Genomic DNA, 19,308 nt, shown 5'->3' with positions numbered 1-19,308 from the left:
GAGGATCGAGGCGAGGCCTGGCCTGTTCTCGCCTTTATCGAAACGGTGCTTCGACCCTGGCGTTTGCCGCAAGCTTGCTCCGCGTGCCAGCTCTCCCTCGAGGAGAGCTGGCACGCGCGCTGTCGTTTATGCTTGCGCGATGATCTCCACTCAACTCTCGTCAGTGTCATTGCGCGACCTGATCCTGGTTCAGGCCGTGCACCGACATGGAAGCTTCAATAGTGCAGCCAGGGCCATGCACATCAGCCCTTCCGGGCTGTCACACCAGGTGCAGAAGGTGGAGCAGGCACTCGGTACGCCGCTGTTCGAGCGAGGTGGCCGGCGCGTCGTTCCCACGGCGGGCGGGCAGCGCCTGCTGGAGCAGATCGATACGGTGCTGTTGGCAGCCGAGCATCTGCAACAGGCGACACGCGCCGGTGACAAGGCATTCGGCGGCGATCTTCGGCTGGGCGTGCTGGCGACCCTGGGCCCCTATTTGCTACCGCACCTGATCGAACCCTTTCCGCAGCATTTTCCTGGTGCGCGCCTGAGCCTGTCGGAAGGCAAGCCACGTGGATTGCTGCGCCGCCTGCACGAAGGCGAGCTGGATGCCGTGCTGGCGCCGCCGGCATCGCCACCGAGCGGCATCGCCATGCGGTCCTTGTTTTTCGAGCCGTGGGAAGTCTTGTTGCGCGCGGATCATCCGTTATCCGGCAAGCGTGCCATCTCGCTGGACCAACTCAAGACCGACGAGGCCATTCTCATGGCCGAAAGCCATGCCGATGGCGAGGGCTACATACAGGATGTAAGCCTGGAAAGTCTCGCGGCACTGGTCACGCTGCGTGGCGGCCATGCCTTGGTACCGGCGTTGGCCCATGACCGCCTGGCCTCCATGCCGGATATCGTATTGGCGAAGATCAAGGGCCAGGCGCCTGGCCGGGAGATTGCGCTGTACTGGCGCGAGGCGTCGCCGTGGCATGCCGATCTGCAGGCTTTTGCCGATCTGCTGCGCAAGCTTGCCAGGCAACGCCCGGGACTCCAATTGACTGAAACCGCATGAGCTGCTCAGCGGTTATCCAGCGTGGTGCCGGTGAGCAGTCCGCGCGCCAGCATGGTGCACTGGCGCCGATGCAGCAGTAATTGCCATTGCCGGCCGCCGACCTGCCGCCACAATACTGCCGAGCGCACCGCCGCGAGCAGGCTGGCGCGCACCCGTTCCACCATGGCCGGCTGCTGTAGCCACTGCGGATTGCCGGTCACCATGACGCGCGGGCGCAGCGTCGACAGGGTACCGGCATAAAGCTCGGCGAGCCGGCTGAACACCTGCGGCGAATTCAAGCCGAAATGTTCGACCTGGCGCTTGGACGAGACGATGCCCTGCTGCAATGGGTCCAGCAGGTCCCTGCGGCGTGCCAGGCTGCGCTCCAGCCGCATCACGGTTACGGCCATGCGTGTTACCGCCATGTCGCGGCTGCTTTCGTCCAGTTGCCCGATCAGCGTGCGCAAGCCCACGCGCACGCCGGATACATTGCCGAATACGCCGATCACCGATGGCGCGTCGATACGGAACACGCTGGACAGGCTGGCGTCGAGCGCGAGATCGTCGCAGCGGCCTTCGTTGGCGAGCTGGTGTGCCAGGGTGCAAGCCTGGAACAGGCCGGCGAGGGCTAATACACGTTCTTCGTTGATGGCGAAAGCTTTAAACACGCTGTGTCACTCTTTTGCTTGATCCATGGATGCATCTGCAAGTCCGCCGTAGGCAGCGTCCGTAGCCGAAATCACCGCGCCGCCGAGGCATGCCTCGCCGGCATAGAACACTACCGACTGGCCCGGGGTTACGGCACGCTGCGGTGTTTCGAAACGAACTTCTACCTGCGCGGCATCGACGGACACCACACAAGCCTGGTCCTGCTGGCGATAGCGGGTCTTGGCCGTGCAACGGAATTCCGCCGCCGGTGGAGTGCCGGCGATCCAGGTCGGCGATTCGGCGACGAGCCGGTGGGAATGTAGCCATGCATTCTCGCCGCCTTGGGCGACATAGAGCACATTCCTGGCGACATCCTTGCCAACCACATACCACGGTTCGCCGCCCGCATGCTGCCGGCCACCGATACCCAGGCCGTTGCGCTGGCCCAGGGTGTAATACATCACCCCCTGGTGCTCGCCGATCAGGCGACCATCTGGACTACGCATCTCGCCAGGACGGGCCGGGATGTACTGGGTCAAAAACTGACGGAAATCGCGCTCGCCTATAAAACAGATGCCGGTGGAATCTTTTTTCGCGTGGGTTGGCAGGGCAGCCTCGCGCGCCAATTCGCGCACTCGCGATTTTTCGATCTCGCCGACCGGGAACAGGGTGGCCGCCAACTGTCGCTGACCCAGCGCGTGCAGGAAATAGGTCTGGTCCTTGCCTGCATCGACGGCGCGCAGCAGGCGAAAGCGACCCTCCTGGCAATCCACTCGCGCGTAATGGCCAGTCGCGATCTTTTCCGCGCCCAGGGCTCGGGCTTCATCCAGGAAGGTCTTGAACTTGATCTCGCGATTGCAGAGCACGTCCGGATTGGGCGTGCGCCCGGCGCGATATTCGGCCAGGAAGTGCTCGAACACGCCGTCCCAATATTCGGCAGCGAAATTACGTGCATGGAACGGAATGCCGAGCCGGCCACATACCGCCACCGCATCCTTGCGATCCGTATCGGTGGTGCATGGGCCGCTGCGGTTGTCTTCCTCCCAGTTCTGCATGAACAGACCTTGCACTTCATGCCCGGCCTGTTGCAGCAACAGCGCGGCGACCGATGAATCCACTCCGCCGGAGACACCCAGCATGACCCTCATGGCGCCGTACCACCAGTCAGGCTGGTGACTACCGACAAGGGCAGGCGCTGGCCCCCGAGCCAGTCGTCGATGCTCATCAGGATCATCGGGCTGCGCAGGCTCTCGCCCAGGTTTGCGATCTCCTGGCGTGTCATCCACAGGGCCCGGCGCACGCCCGCATCCAAGGGTTGCCGGGGATCGTGGCTCAGGGCGGTGGCGGCAAAGCTGAAACGCACCACCATGTGGCCGTGCTCATGGCTGCGCCACTGGTGCACGCCGATAAGATGGGTCAGTGCCACGGTCCAGCCGGTTTCTTCACGTGTTTCGCGCACGGCCGCGTGTTGCAGGCTTTCGAAATCATCCAGGTGGCCGGCAGGCTGGTTGTAGGCGATACGGCCATTGACCTCCTCTTCAACCATGAGATAGCGGTCGCCATCGGCCACCACGCAAGCAACGGTAACGTGCGGACGCCACACGTCGGTAATGGAACGATCAGGTTCGGTCATTTGCTGGCCAAGGAGCCTTGGGGGGCACTGGAAATAGCGTTATTGTGCCATTACCTCAAGCGTACCCGCCGAGGAGCACAATGTGCCTGGGCGTATACTGCAACCGAACAGGCACGATCCCGAACCGATGGCGAACGAATCCGAACAAGAACACCGCGGCGGTCATGGGCTGACCGTCGAAGTATCCAAGCCCGAGGTGGCTCGTCCGCCTTTGTTTCAGGTACTGCTGCTGAACGACGATTTCACACCGATGGATTTCGTGGTCGAGGTGTTGCGCAGTTTCTTTGGCATGGACCAGGAAAAGGCCGTACAGATCATGTTGCACGTACATACCCGTGGTAGGGGTGTGTGCGGGGTGTTCACCCGCGAAGTGGCGGAAACCAAGGTCACCCAGGTGAACGAATATTCACGCGCCAACCAGCATCCTCTGTTGTGCACGATGGAAAAGGTTTGAAGTCCATTCAAGATTTCAGCATCACAGGCGATATGTTGAGATATTGATCCGGCTCTTTTTGGCCCCCATCTTGCATCTATCGCGGTACGACCGCCAACATCGCAGTGGAGTAGGTCCGGATGTTCAGCAAGGATCTCGAAGTCACCATCGGCCAGTGCTACAAGCAGGCCCGCGAGCAGCGCCACGAGTTCATGACTGTGGAGCACCTCCTGCTCGCGCTCACTGAAAACCAGTCGGCGCTGGGTGCCTTGCGCGCCTGCGGCGCGGACCTTCCGCGACTGACCCACGAGCTGGAAAAAATCATCGCCGAGACTGTGCCGGTACTGCCGCACGGCGACGAGCGCGATACCCAGCCTACGCTGGGCTTCCAGCGCGTGCTGCAGCGCGCGGTCTACCACGTGCAGTCTTCGGGTCGCAAGGAAGTCACCGGCGCGAACGTGCTGGTGGCCATCTTCGGCGAAAAAGATTCGCATGCCGTGTATTTCCTGCATCAGCAGGAGATAACCCGCCTCGACGTGGTCAACTACATTTCGCATGGCATCGCCAAGATTGGCGACGAGCCGGCCAGCGGCCTGCCTGGCGGTGAGCGGGATGCCGAAGAAGCCGGCGAGGGCAAAGGCAATCCGCTCAGCGAATACGCTTCCAACCTCAATGAACTGGCGCTCGAAGGCAAGATCGATCCGCTGATCGGCCGCCAGGACGAAATCGAGCGCACCATCCAGGTACTGTGCCGTCGCCGCAAGAACAATCCGCTTTATGTGGGTGAAGCAGGCGTAGGCAAGACGGCGCTTGCCGAAGGCCTGGCCAAGCGCATCGTCGACGGCGAAGTGCCCGAGGTACTGGAAAACGCCACCATCTGGGCGCTTGACCTGGGCGCGCTGGTGGCCGGCACCAAGTATCGCGGCGATTTCGAAAAACGCCTGAAGGCGGTCATCGGCCAGTTGAAGAAGCAGCCCGGGGCGGTGCTCTTCATCGACGAAATTCATACCATCATTGGCGCGGGATCCGCCTCTGGCGGGACCATGGACGCGAGCAACCTGATCAAACCGATGCTTGCCTCGGGCGAGCTGCGCTGTATCGGTTCCACCACGTTCCAGGAATTCCGCGGCATTTTCGAAAAGGACCGCGCTCTGGCCCGTCGCTTCCAGAAGATCGACGTGATCGAGCCCAGCGTGGTCGAAAGCTTCGAGATTCTCAAGGGCCTGAAGTCGCGCTTCGAGGAGCATCACAACGTGTCCTACACGGTGGAAGCCCTCAAGGCGGCGGTGGATCTTTCGGTGAAGCATATTCCGGACCGCCTGCTGCCCGACAAGGCCATCGACGTGATTGACGAAGCTGGCGCCCGTCAGCGCCTGCTGCCGGTAGAGCAGCGCTCGGGCAAAGTCGACGTTACCGAGGTGGAATACATCGTGGCCAAGATGGCCCGCATTCCGGCCAAGCAGGTGTCTGCTTCCGATCGTGACGTGCTGAAGAACCTGGAGCGTAATCTCAAGATGGTGGTATTCGGCCAGGATCCTGCGATCGAGGCACTGGCCGCGTCCATCAAGATGGCGCGTTCCGGTCTGGCCGATCCTTCCAAGCCCATCGGCTGCTTCCTGCTTGCCGGCCCTACCGGCGTGGGCAAGACCGAGGTCACCAAGCAACTGGCGATGCAACTGGGCATCGAGATGATCCGCTTCGACATGTCCGAATACATGGAGGCGCATTCCGTGTCGCGCCTGGTCGGTGCCCCTCCGGGCTATGTCGGGTTTGACCAAGGCGGCTTGCTTACCGAAGCGGTGACCAAGCACCCGCACGCCGTGCTGCTATTGGATGAAATCGAGAAGGCGCATCCGGACGTATTCAATATCCTGCTGCAGGTGATGGATCGCGGCGTGCTCACCGATACCAACGGTCGCGAGGCTAACTTCAAGAATGTGGTCGTCGTGATGACCACCAATGCGGGTGCGCAACAGGCATCGCGTCGCGGCATTGGTTTTGTGAAGCAGAACCATGCGATGGATGCGATGGAAGTGATTCGCCGCTCCTTTACCCCGGAGTTCCGCAACCGCCTCGATGCGATCATCCAGTTCAACGCACTGGACTTCGATCACATCCTGCGCGTGGTCGACAAGTTCCTGATCGAGCTGGAATCGCAGCTCAGCGAGAAACATGTCGGCCTGGATGTCGATGCCGATGCCCGCCGCTGGCTGGCCGAACACGGCTTCGATCCGCAGATGGGCGCTCGCCCGATGGCTCGCGTGATCCAGGAGAAGGTCAAGCGGGTGCTGGCCGACGAGTTGTTGTTCGGCAAGCTGGCCGATGGCGGCAAGGTAATGCTGAGCGTGCGCGACGGCGAGCTGCAGGTGAATACCGAGGCGGCCGAGCCGGTGCCGGCCACCGTATCCTGAAACCGGCTTTTGCCTGGGAAATAAAAAAGCCGCGCGAATGCGCGGCTTTTCGTTGGCCGACGCCGAGCGCCTGCCAATGTTTCGTGCTTTATTTCATGCGATAGGTAATGCGGCCCTTGGTCAGGTCGTAAGGCGTCATTTCCACCTTGACCTTGTCACCCGTAAGGATGCGGATGTAATGCTTGCGCATGCGACCCGAAATATGGGCGATGACTATGTGGCCGTTTTCCAGCTGCACACGAAACATGGTGTTAGGCAGGGTTTCCACCACCGTGCCTTCCATTTCAATGACGTCGTCTTTGGCCATGCGTTCCGGGTTCGCGCAAGCCACCATGGCTGCGTAAGCCATCGATTATGCCACGGATCGGGGGGCGGGCAAATAAGGCCCGGATTTGCGCCCGCACGGCTTGATCGCCGCAGAGCGAGCGTAGCGAGGCGTAACAGGCGCTTGGGAGTTCAGCTGAAATGCTCGTCCAGCTTGCGCCGGATTTCCTGCTCGATCATGCCCTTGAGCGGAGCGAACAGCATGCCGAGCTGGGCGCTCACATGGATTTCATCGCCAGCAATCACGATGCTGCCGCTGATGCCAGACCGCTCGAAGACCAGTGTTTCGTCCTCCCACCGGGTCTTGACCTCGAATTTTTCCCGCATGCGGGCGGCCACTTTGTCAATGACCTCGCGCGCCCCGGCGGGCGAAAGGCGGTGCGGCCGGCGGATGTCGATGCTGGGCATGGCGGAACTCGTGGCAATGGACCGCCCATCATAAAGCGTGTTTTCGCCGATAGTTCCTACGCATCTGATAGAGTCGCGCCGTCACGCCGTTGGTCATTTCATGCGCATTGAGTTTCCTCATTCCACCAGGGCGGTCTTCCATTGGAGCCAGGCGCAATTGCGCATTGGCAGCGAGCCCGACAACGACCTGATCCTCGCGGCCGGCCAAGCTGCGCCCCATCATCTGCGCATCCATCTGGACCGTCGCGGCTGGGTGCTGGAAGTGCTGCCGGAGGCCAATCGCATTTATGTCAATGCGCGGCCGGTACGTGAGCGCGCGATCTTGCGGGCCGGTGACGTAATCAGTGTGGGCGACTGCCGCATGCTGTTGTGCGCCGACCAGATGCCGGCCGGGCGCGCGTTGCCTGCCTTGGCGGAGCAGGAACAGTGTACGGTCGCGCTGCGCGCCGTTGCCGGGCCGTTATCGGGCCAGGTGTTGCCGCTGGTGGATCGCCTGGAGCTGGGACCGCAAGGACGCCTGCCGCTGGACCTCCCGCAGGGCGAGACCACCAGCGTGGCGATTTTCTGGCGTGACGGCCAGTTGTGCCTGGAAGCCGGCCAAGTGATCGAGTCGCGTTATCCGGTGCGTATAAACGGAACTGCCCTACGTCAGGCCACGCTGTTGCCTGGCGATCAGATCGGCGTGGGCATGCACCGTTTCATCGTCGATGCCCCTGGTCTCGAACCCGAGCCTGAATTCACCATGCCGCCACCGCCGGAGCCCCTGCCGGAAGACGTAGCCGGTCCGCGTGGTGAAGTCTGGTGGCTGATCGCCACGGCGGCGGTACTCGCGCTGGGCATCGCGTTGCTCTTGCTGCTGCATTCCTGAATTCCGCGCTGGCGGTTCCCGTTGACGGCATGTTGCTGCGTCGCGGCATAATGCCTCGATCATCCATGACGGGAATCATTGCGTGAGCAGGGTATGGAATTTCAGTGCGGGGCCGGCGGCGCTGCCGCTGCCGGTACTTGAGCGCGCGCAGCGCGAGCTGCTGGATTGGAACGGCAGCGGCGCATCGGTGATGGAGCAATCCCATCGCGGCAAGCGCTTCATGGCCATGGCCGCGCAAGTTGAAGCCGACCTGCGCGAATTGCTGGATATTCCCGACGATTACGCCGTACTGTTCGAGCAAGGCGGCGCCACCCAGCATTTCGCGCAAATTCCCATGAACCTGGCGGGCGAGGGTGATAGTGCTGACTACATCGTCACCGGTCACTGGAGCGAAAAGGCCGCGAGCGAAGCCGCGCCCTATGTCCGTGTGAACGTGGCCGCGACCAGCAAGGCGGATGGCTATCTGCGCATGCCGGCGCGCGCGACCTGGAACCTCGCATCCGCCGCGTCCTATGTCCATATGGCGACCAACGAAACCATCCACGGCGTGCAGTTTCAGGATGTTCCCGAGGTCGGCGACGTGCCGCTGGTCGCGGACATGTCTTCCGATATTCTTTCCGGACCGATCGATGTCCGTCGTTTTGGACTGATCTACGCGGGCGCGCAGAAGAACATCGGCCCATCGGGGCTGGTGCTCATCATTATCCGTCGCGATCTGTTGCAGCGGCCGGGAAGGCCGATGGCGCGGATTTTCCGGTATGCCGAACACGCCGCCAGTGACTCGATGCTCAACACGCCCAACACGTGGGGTTGGTACTTGGCAGGCCTTACCTTCCAGTGGCTGAAGGAAGGCGGCGGCTTGGCGGCGATGGCCGAACGCAATCGAGAAAAGGCGAGTCTGCTGTACTCGGCCATCGACGGCTCTGGCGGCTTCTATCGCAACCCGATCGATCCGGCCGTGCGCTCGCGCATGAATGTGCCGTTCACCCTGCACGACAGCGCGCTCGATGCGAGCTTCCTGCAGGAATCGGAAGCGGCCGGACTGCTTGCGCTCAAAGGCCACAAGGCCCTGGGCGGCATGCGTGCTTCGCTCTATAACGCCGTGCCGCTCCAAGCCGTGCAGGCCCTGGTTGGCTTCATGCGGGATTTTGCCCGCCGGCATGGCTGAGGTCGCTGGCGGGTACGGACAATCCAGCCCGTTTCGGGCACTATGTATATTCGGACTTCTTTACGCTTGGACATCCATGGCATGAACGACCCCAAGTCATCGCTGACGCAAGTGCGGGAGCGCATCGACAGCATCGACCGGCAGATCCAGGAGTTGATCTCCGAACGCGCCAACTGGGCCCGCGAAGTGGCCCGCGTGAAAGGCGAGGGGCTTTCGGCGATCGACTATTACCGTCCCGAACGCGAGGCGCATGTATTGCGCATGGTGGTCGACCGCAACCAGGGCCCGCTTTCCGACACGGAAATGGTGCGGCTGTTTCGCGAAATCATGTCCTCGTGTCTTGCCCAGGAAGACCCGCTCAAGGTCGGCTATCTCGGCCCGGAAGGTACCTTCAGCGAACAGGCGGTGCGCAAACATTTCGGCCATGCCGCCTATGGCCTGCCGCTGGGCAGCATCGAGGAAGTGTTCCAGGAGGTCGCCGCCGGGCATGCCGATTTCGGCGTGGTGCCGGTGGAAAACTCCGGGCAGGGCATGATCCAGATCACGCTGGACCTGTTTCTCACGTCCGAAGCCCGCATTTGCGGGGAAGTGGAATTGCGCGTGCACCAATGCCTGCTCTCGCAGCGAGAAGCGCTGGATGGCATCAAGCGCGTCTACGGGCATGCCCAATCGTTGCAGCAATGCAAGACCTGGCTGCGCGTGAACCTTCCCGAGGCCGAATGCATCGCCGTGCACAGCAATGCCGAAGGCGCGCGCCTGGCTCGCCACGCGGATGATGCGGCCGCCATCGCTGGCGCCATCGCCGGCAAGGTATATGGTCTTAAAACCGTCGCCCACGCGATCGAGGATCGCGCCGACAACACGACCCGCTTCCTGGTGATCGGGCGTTCGCTGTTTCCGCCGTCCGGCAACGACCGCACCTCGCTGCTGATCACCGTCAACGACAAGCCGGGCGCGCTCTACGATGTGTTGAGCCCATTTGCCAAGCATGACGTAAGCATGAATCGCATCGAGTCACGTCCGGCGCACACCGGCAAATGGCAGTACGCCTTTTTCATCGACGTGTCCGGCCACATCGATGACGCGCCCTTGCAGGCCGCCCTTAAAGATATGGGGCCGGTCGCGACGCAAGTGCGTGTGCTCGGGTCGTATCCGGTAGCGCTGCCGTGAGCGGCGCACAGCGCCTGGATTGGGTCAGCCAGCCCATCGCTTCCCTGCACGGCGATGTCGTGGTGCCCGGCGATAAATCGGTTTCGCATCGCTCGATGATGCTGTCGGCCATTGCCGAAGGCACCTCGCATATCCGCGGCTTCCTGGAAGGCGAAGACACGCGCGCCACGGCCGCCGTACTGGCTCAGCTGGGCGTGTCGATCGAAGCGCCTTCGGCAGGCGAGCGCATCGTTCGTGGCGTGGGCCTGCATGGCCTGCGCGGTTCGGACAAGCCGCTCGATTGCGGCAATGCCGGTACGGGCATGCGCCTGCTCACCGGCCTGCTGGCGGGGCAGGCCTTCGATAGCATCCTGGTCGGCGACGATTCCCTATCCAGGCGCCCCATGCGGCGCGTGACCGGTCCGCTTGCTGACATGGGCGCGCGGATCGACAGCCAGGACGGCTTGCCACCGTTGCACGTACACGGCGGACGTGCCTTGCATGGCATCCGTTACGAGCTACCGGTTGCCAGCGCACAAGTAAAATCCGCCCTATTGCTGGCTGGCTTGTATGCGCAAGGCAGTACGGAAGTGATCGAGCCGCATCCCACCCGCGACTACACCGAGCGCATGCTGGCGGCTTTCGGTTGGCCCATCGTCTTCTCGCCCGGCTTCGCGAAGCTCGACGGCGGCCACCGCCTCCGGGCCACGGACGTAGCCGTACCGGCAGATTTTTCCTCGGCGGCCTTTTTCCTGGTTGCGGCCAGCATCGTGCCCGGTTCGATGCTGCGCTTGCCGGCCGTGGGCCTGAATCCACGGCGCACCGGCCTGCTGGAGGCGCTGCAATTGATGGGCGCCGATATCCGCATCGAGAAACGCGGTGAAAGTGGTGGCGAAGCGGTGGGCGACCTGGTGGTGCGTCACGCGCCGCTGCACGGCATTGAATTGCCCGAAACGCTGGTGCCCGACATGATCGACGAGTTTCCCGCGCTGTTTATCGCGGCGGCGATGGCGAGGGGCCGCACAGTGGTGCGAGGTGCGGCAGAGCTGCGGGTCAAGGAGTCGGACCGCATCGCCACCATGGCGGCGGGCATGCGCGCGCTAGGCGTTCGCATCGAGGAAACGCCGGATGGCGCGATCATCGATGGTGGGGCGATCGCCGCGGGCGGCGTGGACAGCCATGGCGACCATCGCATTGCGATGAGCTTTGCCGTGGCGGGCTTGGTTGCGCAGGGTGCGGTGACCATTCGCGATTGCGCCAATGTGGCTACTTCCTTCCCGGGTTTCCTCGACCTGGCCAACGGGTGCGGATTCGCGTTGCGTTGATCCGTTCGTTTCCCTGATAACCTTTTCCCTTCGAAGGAAGCGTTCAAGTCGCGAGTTGTCCATGCCTGCTGCGTTGAATTTCATCGTCGCCATTCCCGCTCGCTACGGCTCCACCCGTCTGCCGGGCAAACCGTTGCGCATGATCGCGGGCGTTCCCATGGTAGTCCGCGTGGCGCAGCAGGCACTGCAAGCCGGAGCGGCGCAGGTCGTGGTCGCCACCGATGACGCGCGCATCGTCGACGCGCTCCCCGAGCAAGGCGTGGATGTGTGCATGACTCGCAGTGACCACGCTTCCGGCAGCGATCGCCTGGCCGAATGCGCCGCCCACTATGGCTGGCCGGCGGACGCCATCGTGGTCAACCTGCAAGGCGATGAACCTTTCGCGCCCGTTGCGGGTATCCGTGAAGTGGCACTCGCGCTGGCTGAGGACGAAGCGCCGATGGCCACCCTGGCCACGCCAATCGCCGATGCGCATGAGTTGTTCGATCCGAACGTGGTGAAGCTGGTCCGTGCGGCGGGCGGACGAGCCCTGTACTTCAGCCGCGCGCCGCTGCCGTGGGCGCGGGATGCCTTCGCGGCAAGCCGGCAAGTGTTGCCGGAAGGTCTGCCGTTCCTGCGCCATATCGGCATTTACGCCTATCGTGCCGGGTTCCTGCAGCGGTATGCCGGACTGTCGCGAACGCCTTTGGAGCAGGCCGAATCGCTGGAGCAGTTACGGGTGCTGGAACATGGCTTCCCGATCGCCGTTAGGCTGACGCCAGAACCGTTTCCGCCGGGTATCGATACCGAGGCCGACTTGCAGCGTGCCGAAGCATGGCTGGCCTCGCAGCAACGATGATCCGCAACATCCTGTTTGTCTGCCTCGGCAACATCTGCCGTTCACCGTTGGTCGAGGCTGTGGCGCGCCAGCACCTGGCTGATGCGGACCTGGATATTGCCGTCGGTTCCTGCGGTACCGGCGGCTGGCATGCCGGCGAGCAAGCCGATCTGCGTATGCGTGCCGCGGCGGCCAAGGCGGGCTACCTGCTGGATGGTCACCGCGCGCGGCAGTTGCAGGCGGTCGACTTCCAGCGGTATGACCTGCTGCTGGCGATGGACGGCGGAAACCTGCGCCAAATGCGGCGCAGGTCCGGGGCCTCCGCCCATGCGCGTTGCGCGCTCTTCCTGGTGTGGGCCGGCATGCCGGCGCCCGCTGATTTTCCAGATCCCTATGACGGTGAGTTGGCCGGCTTTACCCGTTCCGTGACACTTGCCGAGCAAGCAGTCAATGGCCTGGTCGAGCGCCTGCGCGGTTATTGAACCTGTTGCGGGAGAACAGCATCGGAAGCGCCCAAACCGGCTAAAATCACCGGCATGCAGCCCGTTTCCCCGCAGGCCTTCGATGGCAAGGCCTTTGTCAGCACGTTGACCACTTCGCCCGGGGTCTATCGTTATTTCGACGAAGACGGCGACCTGCTTTACGTGGGCAAGGCCAGCAGCCTGAAGAAGCGGGTCGGCAGTTATTTCCTGAAACCCAGGATGGAGCCGCGCATCGCCGCGATGGTGGCGCAGATCGCGCGCTGCGAAATCACCGTCACACGTACCGAGGCCGAGGCCTTGCTGCTGGAATCCCAGCTGATCAAGGCGTTGAAACCGCGCTACAACATCCTGCTGCGCGACGATAAAAGTTATCCGTATATCTACCTGTCAGGTGGCGAACAGTACCCCCGGCTTGCCTTCCACCGCGGCGCACGCAATCAGGCTGGCCGTTATTTCGGGCCATTCCCCAGTGCCTTTGCCGTGCGCGAAAGCCTTAACCTGATGCAAAAGCTGTTCAAGGTGAGGCAATGCGAGGACAGCTACTTCCGCAACCGCTCGCGCCCGTGCCTGCAATACCAGATCGGCCGCTGCACGGGTCCGTGCGTGGAACTGATCTCCGTCGAGGAATACCGTAGCGATGTGCGGCACGCCGAGATGTTTCTGGAGGGCCGCAGCAGTGCGGTGATCGACGAACTGGCCGGCGCCATGGAGCAGGCCAGCGCGGCATTGAATTTCGAACGCGCCGCGGCACTGCGCGACCAGGTCGCGGCATTGCGCAAACTGCATGCGCAGAACCATGTGCAAGGCGCCACCGCGGATATGGACGTGATCGCCTGCCGCATCGAGTCAGGCATCGCATGCGTGAGCGTGCTGTTCTTCCGCAACGGCATTAGCCTGGGCACCCGCGATTTCTATCCGCGCCTGCCGCTGGATGCCGAACCCGCCGATGTGTTGGCGCAGTTCGTCGCGCAGTATTACCTGGACCGGCCGGTGCCGCGCGAGATCATCCTCGGCGAAAGCATTCCCGATGAGCAGCTTCTCGGCGACATGCTGGCCCAGCAGAGCGCTCACGCGGTGGAGATCAAGACGCGCGTGCGCGGCGATCGCGCCCAGTTCCTGCAGATGGCCGAACGCAATGCGCAGGCGTCGCTCACTTCGCGCATTGCCAGCCGCCAGACGCTGGGCACTCGCTTCGAGGACCTGCAAAACCTGCTGAGCCTGGACGAACCGCCGCGCCGCATCGAATGCTTCGACATCAGTCACACGCAAGGCGAAGCCACGGTGGCCTCCTGCGTGGTCTTTGGTCAGGAAGGACCGGAAAAATCGCATTACCGCCGTTTCAATATCGCCGGCATCACCCCCGGTGACGATTACGCCGCCATGCACCAGGCGCTCACCCGCCGTTTTCGCAAAGTCGCGCAAGGCGAGGGCGTGCGTCCGGACATTTTGTTGATCGATGGTGGTACGGGGCAGGTGGCGCAAGCACTTGATGTGCTGCGCGAACTGGGCATCGCGGGCATCGAGGTGGTCGGCGTGGCCAAAGGCCCGGGGCGGCGCGCAGGCGAGGAAACGCTGATCCTGGCCGGATCGAACCGCGAGATTCACCCGGGGCCGACGTCGCCGGCGTTGCACCTGGTTGCCGCGGTACGCGACGAATCGCACCGCTTCGCCATCAGCGGCCACCGCAAGCGTCGTGAAAAAGCCCGCGAGCGCAGCGTGCTGGAGGATGTGCAGGGCGTGGGTGCGCGCCGCCGTACCGCTCTGCTCAAGGCGTTTGGCGGCCTGGCAGGCGTGGAGGCCGCCGGCATCGAAGAATTGATGCAAGTGAAAGGCATTGATCGCGGGCTGGCCGAACGCATCTATGACGCGCTCCATGCGTGATCCGATGAACATTTCCCGGCAAGCGGCCGAGGCGAGCCATCCCGCCAGGATCGCGACCTGCCATTGTGTTGGTATCGTGCGACACTGAGGGAAAACGGAAAGGACTTATGCGCATCAACCTGCCGACCTGGCTGACGCTGTTCCGCGTAGCGCTGCTGCCGGTCATGGTGCTGGTGTTCTACCTGCCGTTCCGGGGGCATAACCTCACCGCCGCCGTCGTCTTTACCCTTGCCGGCATCACCGACTGGCTTGATGGCTACCTAGCCCGCCGCTTGAACATGACGTCCAAGTTCGGCGCTTTCCTGGATCCTGTCGCGGACAAGCTGATGGTGGCCGTAACGCTGTTCATGCTGGTGGCCTCGCATCGTGGCGACTGGTCCGGCATCGTGATGGCGATTACGTCGGCAATCATCGTAGGCCGGGAAATCAGCATTTCCGCGCTGCGCGAGTGGATGGCCGAGATCGGTATGCGTGCCACCGTGCGAGTGGCCTTCCTGGGCAAGCTGAAGACCGTCATGCAAATGGTGGCCTTGATCGTGCTGATCATGCAGCACGAAAAAGAGGCCGAGGCGCTGCGCCTGTATCACATCGGCGAAGCGTTGCTGGTCATTGCCGGCGTGCTGACCATCTGGTCGGGCATGCATTACCTGCGGGCCGCTTGGCCGGCCCTGCATGGCGACACCCCGGTGCTTACGCCGGAACAGGACCGGAACGCTTGACGGCTCCGTTTCACACGCTAAAATGCGCGGCTCCGATGCGGGAATAGCTCAGTTGGTAGAGCACGACCTTGCCAAGGTCGGGGTCGCGAGTTCGAGTCTCGTTTCCCGCTCCAGTTTTAGACAAGGCCCCAGGTCTCGCGCCCGGGGCCTTGTTGCATCAGTACTTCAAGCATGTTCGGCAAGTCGCTTGAATCATTGAAAAAAAGCAGTCGCAGCTATTCACATGGAAGGCGCTTCTGCTATAGTTGCACGCTCCGATGCGGGAATAGCTCAGTTGGTAGAGCACGACCTTGCCAAGGTCGGGGTCGCGAGTTCGAGTCTCGTTTCCCGCTCCATATCAGGTTCTATGGCGCGCCATCGAAGTCCATAGGTCCTTCCACTCAATGGAAAATCATTCCTTGAGTCTTCCGGTGACCTCCGCTGGAAACCAGCCCCTCCCTCCTGGGTCCGTTCGCACTATCTGCGTAACCCGCGTTAGCGTTGCGTAGCTGCCACGCGGTAGTGGGGCTGCCACACAAGCCGCGCGCTGCCACATCGCGGCCACGCAACGCCTAGCCGAAGGGCCGGATCTGTTGCCCGCCAGCCGGCATCATCACCCGGTCATGTCGCGACCCGATCCCTCGCTCTTCCTTGTCTGCGAGCAAAGCTCTCGGCGCGGGCCACGCGAAGTCGTTCCTCGAGTAATCCATCCCTCTGAGTTCCAGGGCGATATACGCTTAGGTCCAGCCGCGCATCCGGTACCACCACATGCCGACATACTCGCGCAGGCAATGGCCACTCAGTCGTAGGGCGGCTCGCCGCGGCCACCAGGGATGAGCTTGCCAGGATGGGTAGATGGGATCGTAGGCAGGGGCGGGTATCACATCGAGTCCTTGATTCGTAAATGCTGCCAAGGCGCGCGGCATGTGAATGCTGGAAGTCACCAGCAGCACGCGCTCCCGACCTTCTCGCTTGAGTATGGCCGCCGAGAACGCCGCATTCTCATGGGTATTCATACTCGCGCTCTCGGTTTGTAAGGCGTCGACCGGCACGCCTTGCCGCTCAAGTCTTCGTGCCATCCGCCGAGCCTGGTCGTCGCCGGAAAGCAGCACCATGTCGGCTCGCGCGCTGCGGAATAACTGCAAGCCGAAACCGAGCCGTGTGACTGCGCCGTATGGGTCTTCCGCATCTGGATCCAAACCTGATTGCGGTAACGTGCCGCCGCCTAAAATCACAATGGCATCGGCCTTGGAATAAGTAGACGCCTCTCGCGGCGGATAGCGATGCTCCAGCGGCGCGCGCAAACATACGGCCATGGCGGGAGTGGCGCACAACCATAGCCAACCCACGCTGGACGCCAGCAACGCAAGGCCGGAGCGATAGCGTCGTCGACATAAGAAAAATAGGCCGGCAACGGCAAGTAAGGCTGCCTGGTAGAGCGGATAAATCAATTGCTCGATCAGATCCATCGGGTTCCCGGCAATCGTTTATGAGTAATGCTGGCGACATCGCCCTGCCCATGGACGCCGCACGGCTTTATGCGGAGGTGCCGCGCCGGACAATCGTTGCATGCCGTGGTTGTCGATCTTGAGTACGGAATTCAGGGAGGCAATGCTCCCACATCTGTCTGGCGGACAAACGGCTTGGGTGCCTCGGGATGCCTGGAACGAGGCGTTACGTCAAGAAGCATGCCAAATTCCTGATTTTATAAAAATTTAACTCTTTTATTTACGTCATAAATTTATTGCTTAAACCATTTGTCAAGGGCAATAATGAGATCTGGGTCACATTTTAATGACCGGGATCGCCATGAAGAACCTGAGTCGTTCTTTTGCGCTGTGTCTATCGCTGTTGCTCGCCGCATGTGCCACAACGGGCGGCTCCAGCGCGCCGCCGAAGCTCAACGCCGATGCGCAGGCCGTAACGAGCTACCACATTGGTGTCGACGACCAATTACAGATCACCGTCTGGCATAACCCGGACCTCAGCGTGAGCGTCCCGGTGCGGCCGGACGGCATGATCACCGTGCCTCTGATCGGCGACGTGATCGCCGGTGGAAAGACACCGGACCAGGTATCTGCCGAGATCAAGGGCAAACTGCAATCCTACGTTCGCGATCCGCAGGTTGCGGTCATTCTCATTGCGCTGCGCAGCAACGAGTACCTCTCGCGCGTGCGCGTCACCGGCGCGGTACGCAGCCCTATTTCCATTCCTTATCGCCAGGGCATGACGGTGCTCGACGCGGTACTGGCAGCTGGCGGCATCACCGAGTTCGCCGCGCCCGATCGTACCGAGCTTTATCGCAAAGGCGACGGTGGGAGTACTACGTCGTACTCGGTGCACCTGGAAAAGATCCTGCAGCAAGGCGACCTTGCCAACAACTATCCAGTACAGCCGGGAGACGTGATTACGGTGCCGCAACGCGCGTTTTGATCGCGCGCTCAGTGTTTTCAATGGGGTGTTTTTGGAGTTCTTGCGTTAGGGAATGGGGTGGGGAGTCATGGGCGAAGAACTTGCATCCATAGGCGGCATGCTGCCTGCGCTGGCGACCGAAGCGCGACGGCGTCGCATGGCTTTGGGCATCGCTTTTGCCCTGATCGCGGTTGTGGCTTTAATCGCCGGCATGGCCTGGCCGAAAAAGTACCAGGCCTCCACCACCATCCTGGCTCAGGAAAGCAGCATCATTACGCCGCTGATGGAAGGCGCGGCCTCGCCGACGGCCAATACCAACCGCGCGGGTATCGCCCGCGACGTGATTTTCAGCCGCAAAGTACTCGACCAGATTCTGGTCGTCGGCGGCTGGATGGCAACGCATCCGACCCCGATCCAGCAGGACCGCCTCATCGAGGGCATTCGTGCCCGCACCACGGTGCAGGTCTCGCACGATAACCTGATCACGATCAATTATTCCGATTCCGAACCACGGCGCACTTTCGCGGTGACCCAGGCGTTCGCGCGTCTTTTCATCAGCGAAAGCCTTGCATCGAAACAACGCGAAAGCCGCGATGCTTACGAGTTCATTAATAGCCAGGTGGAAGCCTATCGGCGCAAGCTGACGGATGCCGAAGACAAGCTGAAGGCCTATCGCGACTCCAACGCCGACGCGCGGCCGGGCAGCGATGTCGACACCAATTCGCGCATCAATCAATTGCGCACGCAAATTGATAGCACGCAACTCGAGCTGGCCGAAAAGCGCTCGCAGGAAGCTGCGCTGGAAGCGCAATTGTCGGGTGAGTCGGAAGTCAATGCGGTGCATACCACGCAGGGCATCTACGACACTCAGCTCGCCGATTTGCAGAGCCAACTCGATAAGTTGCTGCTCACCTATACCGATCAATATCCCGATGTGATCCGTATCCGGCATCAGATGCAGGACCTGCGGCAGCAGATTGCCCAGACCGATCAACGCAAGCAGGCGGCCCAGGCAGCCGGTACGCCGATACCTTTGGACAACGCAGTGCAAATGAATCCGCTCTACCAGCAGTTGAAGATCCAGCTTGCGGCCACCGAGGGCGACGCTGCGGCTGCCTCCGCACGGATCAGCGCCAGCGAGTCGATGCTCGATGCGGAACTGGAGCGCAGCAAACGCATCGGCAATTCGGAAAACGTGACCGCTGAGTTGACGCGCGACTATGACGTCAATCGCGACGTATACCAGGATCTATTGAAGCGTCGCGAGAACGCGCGCGTATCGATGAACCTCGATGCAGAACAACGCGGCCTGACGTTTCTTATACAGAATCCCGCTGTGATGCCGCTGGTGCCGTCAGGTTTGCGCTTCATGCATTTCGGCATAGCCGGCCTGGCATTGGCGATCGCCATCCCGTTCGGATTGTTGTTCGCTTTGGTGCGTTTCGATCCGCGGGTGCGTTCAGTCGAACAGTTGGAGCGTGCGATCGGTTTCAATGTATTGGCAACGATCCCATTCTATCCGACCCCGCGCGACCGTCGGCGCGAACGGTTGAATACCATGATACTGGTGTTGATCGTGGCCGGAGTCATGGTGTTTTACCTGATTCTTTTCTGGATCCGGCAAAAGAGCTGA

General features: G+C 62.0%; 19 protein-coding genes and 2 tRNA genes. 15 read left to right on the top strand and 6 right to left on the bottom strand.

Translation table 11 applies throughout. From position 1 onward, the window contains the following. Positions 1 to 139: 139 nt before the first annotated feature. Positions 140 to 1,039, top strand: coding sequence for a LysR family transcriptional regulator (locus ISP15_RS00715; protein WP_404543947.1), 900 nt, complete (start codon positions 140 to 142; stop codon positions 1,037 to 1,039). Positions 1,040 to 1,044: 5 nt separating this feature from the next. Here the strand turns inward: ISP15_RS00715 and hflD are convergent, their stop codons facing one another. The 3 genes from hflD to ISP15_RS00700 are packed head-to-tail and all read right to left on the bottom strand — an operon-like array spanning position 1,045 to position 3,299. Next, positions 1,045 to 1,668 (bottom strand): high frequency lysogenization protein HflD, encoded by a 624-nt coding sequence (hflD, locus tag ISP15_RS00710; RefSeq protein WP_404544355.1) that lies wholly within the window; start codon positions 1,666 to 1,668, stop codon positions 1,045 to 1,047. 24 nt (positions 1,669 to 1,692) lie between these two features. After that, complete coding sequence (mnmA, locus tag ISP15_RS00705) at positions 1,693 to 2,814, bottom strand: tRNA 2-thiouridine(34) synthase MnmA (RefSeq protein WP_404543945.1); 1,122 nt, start codon at positions 2,812 to 2,814, stop codon at positions 1,693 to 1,695. Beyond that, positions 2,811 to 3,299, bottom strand: a complete 489-nt coding sequence (locus tag ISP15_RS00700) for an NUDIX hydrolase (protein ID WP_404543943.1) — start codon at positions 3,297 to 3,299, stop codon at positions 2,811 to 2,813. The genes mnmA and ISP15_RS00700 overlap by 4 nt, the downstream gene beginning before the upstream one ends. A gap of 127 nt (positions 3,300 to 3,426) precedes the next feature. Here ISP15_RS00700 and clpS point away from each other — a divergent pair, with 127 nt between their 5' ends. Next, the gene (gene clpS, locus ISP15_RS00695) at positions 3,427 to 3,753 is read left to right on the top strand and encodes an ATP-dependent Clp protease adapter ClpS (protein ID WP_404543940.1); all 327 of its coding nucleotides are present in this window, start codon (positions 3,427 to 3,429) and stop codon (positions 3,751 to 3,753) included. Positions 3,754 to 3,872: 119 nt separating this feature from the next. Beyond that, complete coding sequence (clpA, locus tag ISP15_RS00690; protein WP_404543938.1) at positions 3,873 to 6,143, top strand: ATP-dependent Clp protease ATP-binding subunit ClpA; 2,271 nt, start codon at positions 3,873 to 3,875, stop codon at positions 6,141 to 6,143. A gap of 88 nt (positions 6,144 to 6,231) precedes the next feature. Here clpA and infA read toward each other — a convergent pair whose 3' ends face one another. Next, positions 6,232 to 6,450 (bottom strand): translation initiation factor IF-1, encoded by a 219-nt coding sequence (gene infA, locus ISP15_RS00685; protein WP_115476254.1) that lies wholly within the window; start codon positions 6,448 to 6,450, stop codon positions 6,232 to 6,234. Positions 6,451 to 6,599: 149 nt separating this feature from the next. Then, the gene (locus ISP15_RS00680; RefSeq protein WP_404543936.1) at positions 6,600 to 6,875 is read right to left on the bottom strand and encodes a polyhydroxyalkanoic acid system family protein; all 276 of its coding nucleotides are present in this window, start codon (positions 6,873 to 6,875) and stop codon (positions 6,600 to 6,602) included. A gap of 100 nt (positions 6,876 to 6,975) precedes the next feature. Here ISP15_RS00680 and ISP15_RS00675 point away from each other — a divergent pair, with 100 nt between their 5' ends. The 10 genes from ISP15_RS00675 to ISP15_RS00630 all read left to right on the top strand — a co-directional run bounded on the left by ISP15_RS00675 (position 6,976) and on the right by ISP15_RS00630 (position 15,619). Beyond that, complete coding sequence (locus tag ISP15_RS00675) at positions 6,976 to 7,743, top strand: FHA domain-containing protein (RefSeq protein WP_404543934.1); 768 nt, start codon at positions 6,976 to 6,978, stop codon at positions 7,741 to 7,743. A gap of 82 nt (positions 7,744 to 7,825) precedes the next feature. Then, positions 7,826 to 8,911 (top strand): 3-phosphoserine/phosphohydroxythreonine transaminase, encoded by a 1,086-nt coding sequence (gene serC / locus ISP15_RS00670; RefSeq protein ID WP_404543931.1) that lies wholly within the window; start codon positions 7,826 to 7,828, stop codon positions 8,909 to 8,911. A gap of 81 nt (positions 8,912 to 8,992) precedes the next feature. Beyond that, positions 8,993 to 10,081 (top strand): prephenate dehydratase, encoded by a 1,089-nt coding sequence (gene pheA, locus ISP15_RS00665; protein ID WP_404543929.1) that lies wholly within the window; start codon positions 8,993 to 8,995, stop codon positions 10,079 to 10,081. Beyond that, positions 10,078 to 11,385 carry a 3-phosphoshikimate 1-carboxyvinyltransferase gene (gene aroA, locus ISP15_RS00660; protein ID WP_404543927.1) on the top strand — a complete coding sequence of 436 codons (1,308 nt, stop codon included), beginning with the start codon at positions 10,078 to 10,080 and terminating at the stop codon, positions 11,383 to 11,385. Before pheA ends, aroA begins: the two co-directional genes overlap by 4 nt. A gap of 61 nt (positions 11,386 to 11,446) precedes the next feature. Then, positions 11,447 to 12,223, top strand: a complete 777-nt coding sequence (gene kdsB, locus ISP15_RS00655; RefSeq protein ID WP_404543924.1) for a 3-deoxy-manno-octulosonate cytidylyltransferase — start codon at positions 11,447 to 11,449, stop codon at positions 12,221 to 12,223. Beyond that, on the top strand, positions 12,220 to 12,684 hold the full coding sequence (locus tag ISP15_RS00650; RefSeq protein WP_404543922.1) for a low molecular weight protein-tyrosine-phosphatase: 465 nt from the start codon (positions 12,220 to 12,222) through the stop codon (positions 12,682 to 12,684). The genes kdsB and ISP15_RS00650 overlap by 4 nt, the downstream gene beginning before the upstream one ends. A gap of 54 nt (positions 12,685 to 12,738) precedes the next feature. After that, entirely contained in the window at positions 12,739 to 14,565 is a 1,827-nt protein-coding gene (uvrC, locus tag ISP15_RS00645; RefSeq protein WP_404543920.1) for an excinuclease ABC subunit UvrC, read from the top strand. 107 nt (positions 14,566 to 14,672) lie between these two features. After that, positions 14,673 to 15,284, top strand: a complete 612-nt coding sequence (gene pgsA, locus ISP15_RS00640) for a CDP-diacylglycerol--glycerol-3-phosphate 3-phosphatidyltransferase (protein WP_404543919.1) — start codon at positions 14,673 to 14,675, stop codon at positions 15,282 to 15,284. A gap of 37 nt (positions 15,285 to 15,321) precedes the next feature. Beyond that, positions 15,322 to 15,397 (top strand) — tRNA-Gly (locus tag ISP15_RS00635). Positions 15,398 to 15,543: 146 nt separating this feature from the next. Then, positions 15,544 to 15,619: transfer RNA gene (locus ISP15_RS00630), tRNA-Gly, on the top strand. A 381-nt stretch (positions 15,620 to 16,000) separates the two neighbouring features. On the opposite strand, the gene ISP15_RS00625 is transcribed toward ISP15_RS00630, so the two are convergent. Continuing rightward, the gene (locus tag ISP15_RS00625; protein WP_404543916.1) at positions 16,001 to 16,732 is read right to left on the bottom strand and encodes a YdcF family protein; all 732 of its coding nucleotides are present in this window, start codon (positions 16,730 to 16,732) and stop codon (positions 16,001 to 16,003) included. Between the two features lie 340 nt (positions 16,733 to 17,072). On the opposite strand from ISP15_RS00625, the gene ISP15_RS00620 reads away from it, so the two are divergent. Further along, the gene (locus tag ISP15_RS00620; protein ID WP_404543914.1) at positions 17,073 to 17,696 is read left to right on the top strand and encodes an XrtA/PEP-CTERM system exopolysaccharide export protein; all 624 of its coding nucleotides are present in this window, start codon (positions 17,073 to 17,075) and stop codon (positions 17,694 to 17,696) included. A gap of 67 nt (positions 17,697 to 17,763) precedes the next feature. Next, the gene (locus tag ISP15_RS00615) at positions 17,764 to 19,308 is read left to right on the top strand and encodes an XrtA system polysaccharide chain length determinant (protein ID WP_404543911.1); all 1,545 of its coding nucleotides are present in this window, start codon (positions 17,764 to 17,766) and stop codon (positions 19,306 to 19,308) included.

The organism is Dyella jejuensis (genome assembly GCF_044904675.1).
GTDB lineage: Bacteria > Pseudomonadota > Gammaproteobacteria > Xanthomonadales > Rhodanobacteraceae > Dyella_B > Dyella_B jejuensis.
This window is presented reverse-complemented; position numbering and strand designations above follow the sequence as displayed.

Excerpts from the sequence above, each read along its gene's own strand:
- ISP15_RS00715 (WP_404543947.1), top strand. The coding sequence starts at position 140 with ATGATCTCCACTCAACTCTCGTCAGTGTCATTGCGCGACCTGATCCTG.
- mnmA (WP_404543945.1), bottom strand. The coding sequence starts at position 2,814 with ATGAGGGTCATGCTGGGTGTCTCCGGCGGAGTGGATTCATCGGTCGCC.
- ISP15_RS00700 (WP_404543943.1), bottom strand. The coding sequence starts at position 3,299 with ATGACCGAACCTGATCGTTCCATTACCGACGTGTGGCGTCCGCACGTT.
- clpS (WP_404543940.1), top strand. The coding sequence starts at position 3,427 with ATGGCGAACGAATCCGAACAAGAACACCGCGGCGGTCATGGGCTGACC.
- clpA (WP_404543938.1), top strand. The coding sequence starts at position 3,873 with ATGTTCAGCAAGGATCTCGAAGTCACCATCGGCCAGTGCTACAAGCAG.
- infA (WP_115476254.1), bottom strand. The coding sequence starts at position 6,450 with ATGGCCAAAGACGACGTCATTGAAATGGAAGGCACGGTGGTGGAAACC.
- ISP15_RS00680 (WP_404543936.1), bottom strand. The coding sequence starts at position 6,875 with ATGCCCAGCATCGACATCCGCCGGCCGCACCGCCTTTCGCCCGCCGGG.
- ISP15_RS00675 (WP_404543934.1), top strand. The coding sequence starts at position 6,976 with ATGCGCATTGAGTTTCCTCATTCCACCAGGGCGGTCTTCCATTGGAGC.
- pheA (WP_404543929.1), top strand. The coding sequence starts at position 8,993 with ATGAACGACCCCAAGTCATCGCTGACGCAAGTGCGGGAGCGCATCGAC.
- kdsB (WP_404543924.1), top strand. The coding sequence starts at position 11,447 with ATGCCTGCTGCGTTGAATTTCATCGTCGCCATTCCCGCTCGCTACGGC.
- ISP15_RS00650 (WP_404543922.1), top strand. The coding sequence starts at position 12,220 with ATGATCCGCAACATCCTGTTTGTCTGCCTCGGCAACATCTGCCGTTCA.
- uvrC (WP_404543920.1), top strand. The coding sequence starts at position 12,739 with ATGCAGCCCGTTTCCCCGCAGGCCTTCGATGGCAAGGCCTTTGTCAGC.
- pgsA (WP_404543919.1), top strand. The coding sequence starts at position 14,673 with ATGCGCATCAACCTGCCGACCTGGCTGACGCTGTTCCGCGTAGCGCTG.
- ISP15_RS00625 (WP_404543916.1), bottom strand. The coding sequence starts at position 16,732 with ATGGATCTGATCGAGCAATTGATTTATCCGCTCTACCAGGCAGCCTTA.
- ISP15_RS00620 (WP_404543914.1), top strand. The coding sequence starts at position 17,073 with ATGAAGAACCTGAGTCGTTCTTTTGCGCTGTGTCTATCGCTGTTGCTC.
- ISP15_RS00615 (WP_404543911.1), top strand. The coding sequence starts at position 17,764 with ATGGGCGAAGAACTTGCATCCATAGGCGGCATGCTGCCTGCGCTGGCG.